The following is an 11,466-nucleotide window of genomic DNA, read 5'->3' as shown; positions in this document are numbered from 1 at the left end:
CCAGATCGGCATACAAAGCTCTAGGTCGTTGCCTTTGAGGCACGCGAAGCGGGAGCGCGCACCGGCTCTGTCCCGAGCACCGTGTCCAGCCCGGTCACCTCGAGGATCCGCCGGAGCTGGTTCGTCACGCCGGTGATGGCGAACGTCGCCCCGACGCGCCGCGCGTCCTGGCTGACGTGGATCAGCGCGCTCAGGCCGGACGAGTCGCAGATGTAGAGCTCGGACAGGTCCAGGCAGATCGCGCCGGTCTCGGCGCCGAGCAGCTGGGACGCGTGCGCGACCAGCTCCTCCGCGGTGTCGAAGTCGAGGTCGCCGGAGACCGTCAGCACCACCGTCGTCCGGCTCGGGCGGGACGTGGCGATGCGCAGGGGGGAATCGTCGATCATCACTGTGGCCTCATGGTGTCGTGGCCCGCAGGATTACCCGCTGCCAGCTCCGCTAAACCCAGTTTTAGCAGGTCCCCCGCGCGCGGGAAGTCCCGGAGGTCCGCGGCCAGAAGATCCAGGCACACCGTCAGGGCCGCCGGCGGTACGTTGCGGGCCGCCAGCACCCCCGCGGTCCAGGTCAGGAACTCGGTGAACACCGCGGCGTCGTTGACGTAGAGCGCCGCGGCCAGGAAGTCCACGATGTGCGTGACGTCCTCCGCGGTCGCGTCCGCCTGGCGCTGGTCGTAGTCGCGCATGGGCGGATAGCCGGCGCGCAACCGGTCCAGCAGCCCGATGATGATCTGGTGCCGCTGCCGGGCCAGCTGGGTGTACTCCTCGTCGGCCAGGTGCGCGAGGTCGTCGTGCGGCGCGCGGGGCGTCGGGTTCCACCCGGCGTCGAGGATGTCCGCGGCCTCGGTCGCGGTCGCGGCCCAGCCGTCCGCGCCGAGCAGCCGTGCGTGCCGGCCGTCCGCGCCGAATCCGCGACCGCCGGTCAGCACGGGCACGCCGACCGCCTGACACGCGGTCAGCGTGGCGTGCGCGCGGGGCAGCCGGGTGGGGAGCGCGCAGCTGAGCGCGACCACGTCCGGCCCGGTCTGGTGCAGGTGGGTGACGAGGTGGGGACCGGGCACGTTCGCCCCGAGGAAGTCGACGCGCCAGCCGCGCAGCCGGAGCACCTCGCCGACCAGGCGGGGCGGGAGCGCGTGCCACTCGCCGTCCGTGCAGGCGACCGTGATCCGGCCGAGCGTGGGGCGGGGGGCGGCGCGGGCGACCAGCGCGGCGATGGCGCGTTCGCTGGTGGCGGTGGCGGCGTGTTCGCGGGCGACGGACCACTCGTTGGCGGCCCAGAGCTCGCCGACGCGGGCCTGGGCGGGCGCGATCAGGCCGAGGAGGAGCTGTTCGGGGTCGGCGCCGTTCTCCCAGAGCGTGAGCACGAGGTCGGTGGCGCCCCACTCGTCGCCGTTGCCGACGAGTTCGAGGTACTGCGCGTCGACCGTGATGGTGCTGGTCATCGCGTCCGCCGCAGGTTGACCGGGTGGTGGTGGCGCGGCGGCACCCGGACCGCGAGCATCGCTATGTCGTCGTGCCCGGCGCCGTTGATCCAGTCGGAGACGAGCTGTTCGAGCCGTTCGACGACCGCGGTGGCAGGCATGTTGCGGCAGGTGGCGAGCGTGTCCGCGAGCCGGTCCTCGCCGTACGCCTCCCGCCCGCCGACGCCGCCGCGCGCCTCGAACAGGCCGTCGCTGTAGAACAGCAGCAGGTCGCCGGGTGCGAGCTCGACCACGGCGGTCTCGATCGTGATCGGCCCGGTGACGCCGATCAGCGTGCCCTTGGCCGCTATCGGCTCGACCCGGCCGGCCGCGCGCAGGATCAGCGGCGGCGGGTGCCCGCCGGTCGCGCAGGTGACGCGCCAGCCGTCGCCGGACCGGACCAGCGAGGCGAGCACCAGCGTGACGAACCGGCTGCGGTCGCGGGGGTCTATCAACGCCTGGTTGAGCACGCGTAGCAGCGGTTCCGGACGTGACTCCAGCAGGCGCAGCGCGCGCAGCGTCTGGCGGACCTTGCCGGCCATCACGGCCGCCTTCGGGCCCTTGCCGACCACGTCGCCTAGCACGATCATGGTTTCCGCGTCGTCGCCGCCGGGTGCGGCCGAGGGCGTGCGCGGGTACGCGTCGTAGAAGTCGCCGCCGATCCGGGCCGCGTCCTGGGCCGGCCGGTACGCCCCCGCGAGCTCCAGCCCCTCGATCCGGGGCAGCTCCGGCGGCAGCAGGTCGGCCTGCAGGATCGCGGTCGTCTCCACCTGCTCCTGGTAGAGCACGGCCGCGGAGATCGCGCCGCCCGCGCGGGCCGCGAAGATCCGCGCCTGCAGCTCCTCCTCCTCGGAGAACGTGCCGGGCGCGCGGCGGGCCAGGATCAGCGCGCCGGCCGGCACGCCGTTGCCGGGCAGCGGCGTCACCAGGATCGCGCCGATCTCGCCGAACCCGTCCGGCAGCAGCGACGCGGGCATCTGGGTCTGGTCCAGCCAGCGGCTCGGCACCGGCGGGAAGCCGGCCAGCGCCTCGGACAGCCCGGGAACGCTGTCCACGTCCCGCTCGCGCATGGTGCCGGTCTCGAAGCGGCTGCCGGTGACCGCGCGCACCCACTCGGTGCGGCGCCGGGCCGGCGGCAGCACGACCACGGCCGCGTCGGCCAGGTGGGCGGCGGCCAGCTCGACCGTGGTGCGCACGCAGCGCCCGCGGTGCAGGGAGGCGGAGAGCCGCCGGCTGGCCTCGGCCAGGAACGCGGTCCGCTCCTTCTCCTGCGCGACCGCGGCCGCGCGGGCCATCTCGTCCGTGCAGTCGTGGACGGTCCACACGCTGTGCGTCTCGTCGACCGGCTGCCGGCGTCCGCGCAGCGGCCGTCCGTGCAGCTCCAGCTCGAAGACGTCGGTCTCGTCGGTGATCTCGTTCATGGCCTGCAGGTCCGGCAGGAGGCGGCGCGCGGCCGCGTTCGCCAGCAGCACGGCGCCGTGCTCGTCGCAGAGCAGCACCGCCTCGGCGGTGGCGTCCAGCACGGCGTGCAGGAGGTGCGTCGGCGGCGGTGTGCTTACGTTCCGTAACACGGTCATAGCGTTCGCCCCTGGGAGATCGTCAAGCCCTCAGCCTAACCGCCGAGCCCGGAGCCGGCGATTTCCACCACCACCGGCGCGTGGTCTGACGGGCCCTTTCCCTTCCGCGCGTCCCGGTCGACATACGCGTCGGTGACGCTGTCGCGCACCGTTCCGGAGGCATAGACCAGGTCGATTCGCATTCCCAGATTCTTGTGGAACATGCCCGCCCGGTAGTCCCAATAGGTGAACGGACGGTCACCCTTCAACGGACGGGGGACGATGTCGTGGAGATCCCGGGCCTCGCGGAGCACGCGGAGCGCGTCCCGCTCCGGCGGGGTCACGTGGGTGGCACCGGCGAACGCGGCCGGATCCCAGACGTCGTCGTCCGTGGGCGCAACATTGAAGTCGCCGCAGATGGCGAGCGGCGCCGGTTCCGCTTTCACAAATGCGGCCAGACGCGCAAACCACTCCAACTTGTACGCGTAGTGCGGGTCCTCCGGCGTGCGGCCGTTCGGCACGTAGACCGACCAGACGCGCAGGCCACCACAGGTCGCCGACACGGCCCGCGTCTCGTGCGTGACCTCGTCCGGGAAGCCCGGATCGCCGTCGAACCCGCGCCGCACGTCGTCCAGCCCGACCCGGGACAGCAGCGCCACGCCGTTCCACCGGCCGTCGCCGTGCGCCGCGGTCTCGTAACCGAGCGCACGCACCTCCTCGGTCGGGAACTGCTCGGCCGTGCACTTGATCTCCTGAAGGCAGAGCACGTCCGGTTTCGCGCTCTCCAGCCACTCGAGGAGCCTCGGGAGACGCGCCTTCACACTGTTCACGTTCCAGGTAGCGAGCCGCATCCACCCAGACTGCCCTACTCGGTGATGATCACGCTCTCCGCGGGGCGGCGCGGCGTGGCGGCGGCCCGCATCGCGTAGCCGATCCGGACCACCATCTGCGGCGGGCCGTACCGTCCCAGCGCCAGCCGGAGCTGCTCCCGCGCGGCCGGGACCTCGATCGGCTGCGACACCATCGACGAGGCCAGCCCCGCGTCCGTGACCGTGAGCAGCAGTTTCTGCAGCGCCTGACCGGCCGCGACCTGCTCGGCGGCGGTGTCGGACGGGCTGCCCAGCACCGCGACCAGCGGCTCCGGCTCCGGCTCGGTCGCGGTCTCCGGCGCGCCGCCGAAGTCACGCCGCGGCAGGATGTCGCCGGGGTCCGCCTTCGGACCGGCCGCCTCCGGGGGGACGCCGTCGTTCGCCGGGGCCGGGCGCGTCCACGCCTCGATCTCCTCGCGGTACCGCTCGTCGCGGTGCAGCACCCGGTCCGCGCTGTGCGCGATCTCCGCCACCGCGGTCACCGCGGGCGTGCCCACGATCAGGTCCAGCCAGCCGCCCTCGGAGCGCACTGCCTCCAGCATGCGTGCGCGGATGACGGCCGGCACCGGCTCGCCGGAGAAGCGCCCGCGCGTGCTCCGGCGGTGCGGCACCGCGCGCAGCAGCGCCAGCTCCGTGGGTGTCGGGGGCCGCGGCACGCCCGGCACCAGGCGCGCCACCACGTCGGTCTCGCCGTGCGCCGGCCTGATCACGCCGTCCGCGGGCCGGCCCGCACCGGCCAGCGCCAGCCGCGCGTTGAGCAGCGCGGCGCCGCACGCGATCCGGACCGCCCAGCCGGTCGGGTCCGCGATCGGCAGCCGTCGCGCCGGATCGGAGCGCACCTCGATCGCGCCGTTCACCAGCCGGAACCGCCACGGCTGCGTGTTGTGCTGCGACGGCGCCCGTACCGCGGCCGCCACGGCGACCGCGAGATCCTCCGCCTGATAGCCGTCGATCTCGACCGGCGTGGCGGGCTGGACCCGGACCATGGCACACCTCCTGAAGCGTTCCCACCACTCTCACCTGCGAGGGTGGTCCCGTTTCAGGGCCGAAAGACCTCAATTCGATATTCCCGCTTCCGCGGTGGTCCGGTTCCGCGTGCTCCCGCGGGCCGCCGGATCCGTGGCCGGTCCGGTCCAGAGCAAGCCGGGATGTGGGGGTGGGGCAGTTGACGTGGCCTTTCCCGCTGCCCCGGTGTCGGAGGCTCCCGCCGGAGGCAAAAACAGCAACCAGCCCACCCAACGCAACCAATAACACGAAATTTCGGGCGCGCCAGCGCCCGATACCAACTCCCAACCCCAAGCCGGAACCGAGGCCCCCAGCCCCCTCAACACCGGAAGCCCACCCAAAAAAACCGTGGGCGCCCGGCCGGGCAGGGCCGGGCGCGCCACACGATTCAGCGTACGACGTCGAACACCTGCTTCTGGATCCCGTTCGAATACACCTCATGCTCGATCAGCTTCAGCGCCGTCGCATCCTTGTCCGCCGCACTGAACAAGCGCTTCCCGGCGCCGAGCAGCAGCGGAAAGACCAGCAGGTGGTACCGGTCGACCAGCCCCGCGTCCGCGAGCGCGGCACCGAGCGTGGCGCTCCCGTGCACCGAGATCGGCCCGCCCTCGCCCTCCTTCAACGCGGCAACGTCGTCGAGCGACCGCAGAATCGTGGCCGGCCAGCGCTCGTCCTCGGCCTGCAAAGTGGTGCTCACCACGTACCGCGGCATGCTGTTGTAGCCCTTGAAGTCCTCGACCATGGTCGGCCAGACCGGGGCGAACGCCTCGTACGACCGACGCCCGAGCAGCAGCGCCGCAGCTTCCTCCTGTTCACGCCCCTTGATCTCGTACGCGGCCGGGTCGAATTCGACGCCCTTGAAGGTCCAGCCGGAGTTGCGGTAGCCGGCTTCGCCGCCGGGCGCCTCCATGACGCCGTCGAGCGAGACGAAGGCGGTGACGATCAGGGTTCGCATCAGGTTCTCCTCAGGTGGTTCGGTCTGTCACGACGTCGAACGGCGCCCGCCCATTTTCGACGAGCGACGGAGAAAATTCCGGTAACCGGCATTCCAAGCATGTGCCTGACATCCATGCCGGACTCCGGCTTCTTCGTGATCACCGGCGTCGGCGAGGCGATCATGGCGACACTGATGGCGCCGTTCGTGCGCGACGTGCTGCACGCGGACGCGCTGGCCTACGGCGCGATCTCGGCCGCGCAGGCGATCGGCGGGCTGGCCGGCGGCGCGGTCGTCGCGCTGCTCGGGCACCGGATCTCGCCGTGGCCGGCCGTGGCGTGGGGCGCGTTCACGTTCGGCCTGCTGGACCTGATGCTGTTCCTCTATCCGCTGTTCACGCCGCTGCTGTGGCCCGCGTTCGCGCTGATGGTGCTGGTCGGGCTGCCCGGCGCGCTGATGGCCGCGTCCGGCATGACGATCATCCAGACCGCGGCCGGGCCGGAGCACCGCGGCCGCGTCTTCGGCACGTTCCTGGCCTTCGAGGCGATCGCGATGCCGGCCGGCACGCTCGCCGCGGGCACGCTGGGCGAACTCGGCATCGTGCCGGTCATCGCGGCGCAGGGCGCGGGTTACTGCCTGGCGGGCCTGGTGCTCGCGGTCGCCGGCCACAAGATCAAGAACACCGCGGGGGTACGGCGTGAGCCGTCATTCACTCCTGCCGTCACCCGACATTCTTAGCTAGGCTAAGGATCATGGGGACCAGGCGCGCACCCAAGGCCGGTATCGATCGGGACGTCTCCAAGAGCTGGCTGCGGCGTGCGTGGCCGATCCTGCGGGCCCACCGGGCGCTGCTGATCACGTCGCTGGCGCTGTCGTTCGTCGGGCTGATCGTGCAGGTGCAGATCCCGGACCTGGTGCGGCGCGGCATCGACGACGCGCTGGTGGACCGCACCGCGAGCCTGGCCACCTACGTCTGGCTGATCGTGGGGCTCGCGCTGGCGCAGGGCCTGATCAACTTCCTGGCCCGGCTCTACCTGCTGCGCACGGCCTACGAGATGGAGTACGACCTGCGCAACGTGGTCTACAGCCACCTCATGCGGTTGCCGTTCGCGTTCTACGACCGGGTGCAGTCCGGCGAGCTGATGTCGCGGTCCGGGTCGGACATCCGTGCGGTGCAGATGTACCTGGCGTTCGGCCCGTCGATCGTGGTCCAGTGCCTGATAGCGGCCGTGGCGTTCGGGCTGATGCTGACGATCAACGTGCCGCTGGCGATCGTGGCGATGGCGACCATGCCGCTGATCGCGGTGGTGGGCCTGCGCATGCGCCGCGCGATCTTCCCGGTGTCCTGGCTGATCCAGGCGCGGCTGGCCGGGCTCGCGACCGTGGTCGACGAGAACATCCAGGGGGTACGGATCGTCAAGTCGTTCGCGGCCGAGCAGCGCCAGGTGGACGCGCTGGCCACGGCCGCGGACCGGGTGCGCTGGGTCTACATGCGCGACGCGGCGATCCGAGGGCGGTGGAATCCCGTGCTGGACAACCTGACCCGGGTCGGGCTCGCGCTGGTGCTGCTGGTCGGCGGCCTGATGGTGATCGACGGCAACGCCACGGTGGGCACGATCGTGGCGTTCAACTCGTACGTGCTGATGCTCCAGCCGCCGTTCCGCATGCTCGGCATGATGATCATGCTGGGTCAGCGCGCGGCCGCGTCCGCCAAGCGCATCTACGAGATCCTGGACCTGCCGCCCACGATCGTCTCGCCGCCGGACGGCGTGGACTCGGTGATCGCCGGCGACGTGCGCTTCCGGGACGTACGCTTCGACTACCCGGACGGCACCCGCGCGCTCGACGGCCTCGACCTGGACATCGCGGCCGGTGAGACCGTGGCGGTGGTCGGCGCGACCGGGTCCGGGAAGTCCACGATCGGCCGGCTGATCGCGCGCTACTACGACGTGACCTCGGGCGCGGTGACCGTCGACGGGCGTGACGTGCGCGGCTACGACCTGGAGTCGCTGCGGGACCAGGTCGGCATCGTGCCGGACGAGCCGTTCCTGTTCTCGGTCTCGCTGCACGACAACATCGCGTTCGGCCGGCCGGACGCGACGCGCGAGGACGTCCGGGCCGCGGCGCGGGCGGCGGGCGCGGACGACTTCATCCGGGCGCTGGGGCAGGGTTATGACACGGTCGTCGGCGAGCGCGGCTACACGCTCTCCGGCGGGCAGCGGCAGCGGGTGGCGATCGCCCGTGCGCTGCTGGTCAACCCGCCGGTGCTGGTGCTGGACGACGCGACCAGCGCGGTCGACGTGGCGGTGGAGCAGCACATCCACGACGCGCTGCGCACGCTGATGCACGGCCGGACCACGATCATCGTGGCGCACCGGCTGGCCACGATCGGGCTGGCGGCGCGCGTGCTGCTGGTCGACCACGGCCGGATCGTCGCGGACGGCACGCACGCGCAACTGCTGAGAAGCGAGCCACGGTACGCGGAAGTGCTGGCCACGTTCGCCACGTCGCCGGAACCGGAATCGTCGTCCTCGTCCTCGGCGGCGGCTCGCGGGTGACCGGGCCTCCGGCAGGATTCGCGTCTCCAGCGAGAGCCGTGCCCTCGGCGGCATCGGCGCCCCCAGCGGCATTCAGGCCTCCAGCGACAGCGACAGCAGGATCAGGATCAGCGGAGGTGCCGGCGTGAGCATGTTCGGCGGGGGTTTCGGCGGGCCCGGTGGCGGGCCGGGATCGGCGGGCCCGAGCGGGTTCACCGGCAGCGGCGCCGGCCGGAACGCGCGCCACCAGGCCACCGCCCTCCCATTCGCGGGAATCCCGCCCGAACTGGCCGACGGCGTGACCCGCCTGGAAGCCGCCGAGCCGGAGCGCCCGCCCGCGCACGAGCCGTTCTCCTTCGCGCCGGACAACGGGAAGATCTCGCTCTGGTCGCTGCTGTCCGGCCGCCCGGCGCTGCTGGTCACGGCCGCGATCGCGGTGCTGGTCGAGGCGCTGCTGCTGCAGTCCGGGCCGTACCTGGTGCAGATCGGCATCGACCACGGCATCATCGCCCGCAGCGCGCCCGTGCTGATCGCCAGCGCGACCGCGTTCCTGCTCGCGGTGGTGTGCACCGCGATCGCGACCGGCGTGCGCGTGCGGCAGAGCGGCCGGCTCGCCGCCTACGCCACCCGGGACCTGCGGGTGCGCGTGTTCGCGCAGCTCCAGCGCATGTCGCTGGACTACTACACGCGGGAGAAGGCCGGCGTCACGCTGACCCGGATGACGTCCGATGTGGAGTCGTTGCAGCACCTGCTGCAGGAGGGGTACGCGCAGTTCCTGATCCAGGGCCTGACCATGGTGGTGGTGACGGCCGTGCTGTTCCACTACGACGCCGGGCTGGCCGCGATCACGCTGCTCATCGTGGTGCCGCCGCTGCTGGCGCTGACGTTGTGGTTCCGGCGGGCCGCGAACCACACCTACAACCGGCAGCGGGACACGATCGCGGCCATGTTCGCGCACCTGTCCGAGAGCCTCTACGGCGTGCGCGTGATCACCGCCTACCACCAGCGGGTACGCCACGTGCTCGGCCATCGCGAGGTGGTCGGCGCCTATCGGGACGCGAACGACGCCACCGGCCGGATCAACGCGGTCTACGGGCCGGGCACGTCCGTGATCGGGCTGCTCGGGCTGGCCGCGCTGCTCTGGATCGGCGGGCGGATGGTGCTGCGCGGGGAGCTGACCATCGGCGAGCTGACCGCGTTCGTGCTGTACCTGAACGCGTTCTTCCTGCCGGTGCAACAGCTGGTGCAGCTCTACACGAACTATCAGCAGGCCCGCGCCGCGATCGGCAAGCTCCGCGGGCTGCTGGGCACGGCTCCGGGCGTACCCTCGGGGGACCTTGATCTTGACGTTGCGGGCGGGGAGATCACGTTCGACGCGGTGTCGTTCGGCTACGACCCCGCACGGCCGGTGCTGCGGGACGTGTCGGTGCGGATAGCGCCCGGGGAGACCGTGGCGTGTGTGGGACCGACCGGTGCCGGGAAGTCCACGCTCGCCAAGCTGGTGGCGCGCTTCTACGACCCGTCGGCCGGCGCGGTCGCGATCGACGGGCAGGATCTGCGCACGGTCACGCTGACCTCGCTGCACCGGCAGGTGGGCGTGGTGCCGCAGGAGCCGTTCCTGTTCGCGGGCACGCTGCGCGACAACCTGACGTTCGCCCGGCCGGACTGCACGGACGCGGAGGTGCGCGACGCCGTGACCGCCATCGGCCTGGACGACCTGGTCGCGCGCGTCGGCCTGGACGGCTTCCTGCACGAGCGCGGCCAGTCCGTGTCCTCCGGTGAGCGGCAGCTGATCGCGCTGGCCCGCGCGTTCCTGGCCGCGCCGCGCATCGTGGTGCTGGACGAGGCCACGTCCAGCCTCGACCTGCGCAGCGAGCTGCGGGTGGAGGCCGCGCTGGACCGGCTGCTGACCGGGCGGACCGCGATCCTGGTCGCGCACCGGCTCTCCACGGCCCGCCGCGCGGACCGGATCCTGGTCGTGGAGGACGGGCGCGTGGTCGAGTCCGGCCCGCACGACGTGCTGGTCGCCGCCGGGGGCCGCTACGCCGCGATGTACGCCACGTGGGAATCCACTAGTCCAGGTGTCGCGCGGTGAAGGTCTTGAAGCGCTCGCCGAACTCTGCCTGCGCGGCCGCGACCACCGCGTCCGCGTCCGTGACCGGCGGCAGCCGGAAGTGCTCGGCCAGCCAGGCCACGAAGTCGTCGTGCGCGTCCCGGTGCGTGTCGTCGTCCTCGGCCCGGTAGTAGGTCGCCTCGTCCCAGTCGATCATCGGTTCGGCGTCGAACGTCAGGATCTGGAACAGCTCGCGCAGGTTGCGGGCCACCACGTGCTGGCCGCCCTCGTCGCCGAAGACCACGACCGGCAGCGCGGCCAGGTCCGCGCGGTCGTCGACGCGCCACAGCGCGTAGAACGAGCCGCCGCCGGTGGCGCGCGCGAACGGCAGCAGCGCGGCCAGGAACGCCGGGTCCTTCGACCAGCCCGCCTCGAGGCCGGACTTGTCGTCCCAGTCGTCGAGGCCGAAGCCGTCCGCGTACTGCTCGTAGCCGGCCTCGTCCTGGAGGTCCCAGAGCAGATTCAACTCCGGCACCGGGGAGTATGCACTGGTCAACGCCGTTGTTCCTCTCGTGGGGGCCTTGCGCCCGAGCGTACGGCATCGGCTCCGGCAGGCCGGGAGAACCGCGGATCTGCCGTGCCCTGGAGCGTGACCCTCGAAAGTGGAGTCCGCGGCGCGTCCCCGGGCGGGCCCGCGCGGGATGGGACCATGGCCGGGTGGATCCGTTGAACCTCATCGAGACGAAGCCCGGGAACTACTCACTTCTGCTGACGGCCGGCAGCACGCCGGTCGACGCGGTGATCGAGGAGCTCGGCCACGAGCCGAACGGCTACTTCTGGGAGGGGGTCGCGCAGCTGCTGGTCCGCGCGGAGGCGCCGCACCTGCGGGGAAAGTTCGGCTACGACCCGGAGGCCGGCATGTTCTGCGCGTACGGCACGGACCGGAGCGCGCTGGAGGAGCTGGCCACGCACATGGTGCCGGTCGCGACGGACGCGGCCCGCGCCCGCCTGCTCGTCACCACGGCCGAGGCCGAGGGCTTCACCTTCGACGACTGA

At 72.1% G+C, this 11,466-nt stretch carries 11 protein-coding genes; 4 read left to right on the top strand and 7 right to left on the bottom strand.

Annotation, left to right across the window (positions count from 1 at the left end; all coding sequences use genetic code 11):
• Positions 1-20 precede the first annotated feature (20 nt).
• The 6 genes from OP04_RS01435 to OP04_RS01410 form a co-directional block, all read right to left on the bottom strand.
• The gene (locus OP04_RS01435) at positions 21-386 is read right to left on the bottom strand and encodes an STAS domain-containing protein (RefSeq protein WP_063746526.1); all 366 of its coding nucleotides are present in this window, start codon (positions 384-386) and stop codon (positions 21-23) included.
• Positions 386-1,438, bottom strand: a complete 1,053-nt coding sequence (locus tag OP04_RS01430) for a cobalamin B12-binding domain-containing protein (RefSeq protein WP_033337567.1) — start codon at positions 1,436-1,438, stop codon at positions 386-388. The genes OP04_RS01435 and OP04_RS01430 overlap by 1 nt, the downstream gene beginning before the upstream one ends.
• Positions 1,435-3,033 (bottom strand): PP2C family protein-serine/threonine phosphatase, encoded by a 1,599-nt coding sequence (locus tag OP04_RS01425; protein WP_051796916.1) that lies wholly within the window; start codon positions 3,031-3,033, stop codon positions 1,435-1,437. Before OP04_RS01425 ends, OP04_RS01430 begins: the two co-directional genes overlap by 4 nt.
• 35 nt (positions 3,034-3,068) lie before the next feature.
• The gene (locus OP04_RS01420; RefSeq protein WP_033337566.1) at positions 3,069-3,863 is read right to left on the bottom strand and encodes an exodeoxyribonuclease III; all 795 of its coding nucleotides are present in this window, start codon (positions 3,861-3,863) and stop codon (positions 3,069-3,071) included.
• A 14-nt stretch (positions 3,864-3,877) separates the two neighbouring features.
• Positions 3,878-4,867 carry an Acg family FMN-binding oxidoreductase gene (locus OP04_RS01415; RefSeq protein ID WP_085066132.1) on the bottom strand — a complete coding sequence of 330 codons (990 nt, stop codon included), beginning with the start codon at positions 4,865-4,867 and terminating at the stop codon, positions 3,878-3,880.
• Positions 4,868-5,274: 407 nt separating this feature from the next.
• Positions 5,275-5,841 carry a dihydrofolate reductase family protein gene (locus OP04_RS01410; RefSeq protein WP_033337565.1) on the bottom strand — a complete coding sequence of 189 codons (567 nt, stop codon included), beginning with the start codon at positions 5,839-5,841 and terminating at the stop codon, positions 5,275-5,277.
• Between the two features lie 99 nt (positions 5,842-5,940).
• Between OP04_RS01410 and OP04_RS01405 the strand changes: the two genes are divergently transcribed.
• The 3 genes from OP04_RS01405 to OP04_RS01395 all read left to right on the top strand — a co-directional run bounded on the left by OP04_RS01405 (position 5,941) and on the right by OP04_RS01395 (position 10,452).
• Complete coding sequence (locus tag OP04_RS01405) at positions 5,941-6,558, top strand: MFS transporter (RefSeq protein ID WP_157239088.1); 618 nt, start codon at positions 5,941-5,943, stop codon at positions 6,556-6,558.
• Positions 6,559-6,572: 14 nt separating this feature from the next.
• Positions 6,573-8,378 (top strand): ABC transporter ATP-binding protein, encoded by a 1,806-nt coding sequence (locus OP04_RS01400; protein ID WP_033337564.1) that lies wholly within the window; start codon positions 6,573-6,575, stop codon positions 8,376-8,378.
• Between the two features lie 130 nt (positions 8,379-8,508).
• The gene (locus tag OP04_RS01395; protein ID WP_232323461.1) at positions 8,509-10,452 is read left to right on the top strand and encodes an ABC transporter ATP-binding protein; all 1,944 of its coding nucleotides are present in this window, start codon (positions 8,509-8,511) and stop codon (positions 10,450-10,452) included.
• Here the strand turns inward: OP04_RS01395 and OP04_RS01390 are convergent.
• Positions 10,430-10,966, bottom strand: coding sequence for a hypothetical protein (locus OP04_RS01390; RefSeq protein WP_033337562.1), 537 nt, complete (start codon positions 10,964-10,966; stop codon positions 10,430-10,432). The two genes, OP04_RS01395 and OP04_RS01390, sit on opposite strands and share 23 nt — an antisense overlap.
• 161 nt (positions 10,967-11,127) lie before the next feature.
• Between OP04_RS01390 and OP04_RS01385 the strand changes: the two genes are divergently transcribed.
• A complete protein-coding gene (locus OP04_RS01385; protein ID WP_033337561.1) occupies positions 11,128-11,466 on the top strand; it encodes an Imm51 family immunity protein in 339 nt (112 codons plus the stop codon).

It is taken from the genome of Catenuloplanes japonicus (assembly GCF_000717135.1).
Lineage (GTDB): Bacteria > Actinomycetota > Actinomycetes > Mycobacteriales > Micromonosporaceae > Catenuloplanes > Catenuloplanes japonicus.
The sequence above is the reverse complement of the archived record's forward strand: the minus strand, read 5'-3'. Positions and strand labels throughout refer to the sequence as shown.

What these genes read in the sequence shown, in the direction of transcription:
- OP04_RS01435 (WP_063746526.1), bottom strand. Translation starts at nt 386, where the DNA reads ATGATCGACGATTCCCCCCTGCGCATCGCCACGTCCCGCCCGAGCCGG.
- OP04_RS01430 (WP_033337567.1), bottom strand. Translation starts at nt 1,438, where the DNA reads ATGACCAGCACCATCACGGTCGACGCGCAGTACCTCGAACTCGTCGGC.
- OP04_RS01425 (WP_051796916.1), bottom strand. Translation starts at nt 3,033, where the DNA reads ATGACCGTGTTACGGAACGTAAGCACACCGCCGCCGACGCACCTCCTG.
- OP04_RS01420 (WP_033337566.1), bottom strand. Translation starts at nt 3,863, where the DNA reads ATGCGGCTCGCTACCTGGAACGTGAACAGTGTGAAGGCGCGTCTCCCG.
- OP04_RS01415 (WP_085066132.1), bottom strand. Translation starts at nt 4,867, where the DNA reads ATGGTCCGGGTCCAGCCCGCCACGCCGGTCGAGATCGACGGCTATCAG.
- OP04_RS01410 (WP_033337565.1), bottom strand. Translation starts at nt 5,841, where the DNA reads ATGCGAACCCTGATCGTCACCGCCTTCGTCTCGCTCGACGGCGTCATG.
- OP04_RS01405 (WP_157239088.1), top strand. Translation starts at nt 5,941, where the DNA reads ATGTGCCTGACATCCATGCCGGACTCCGGCTTCTTCGTGATCACCGGC.
- OP04_RS01400 (WP_033337564.1), top strand. Translation starts at nt 6,573, where the DNA reads ATGGGGACCAGGCGCGCACCCAAGGCCGGTATCGATCGGGACGTCTCC.
- OP04_RS01395 (WP_232323461.1), top strand. Translation starts at nt 8,509, where the DNA reads ATGTTCGGCGGGGGTTTCGGCGGGCCCGGTGGCGGGCCGGGATCGGCG.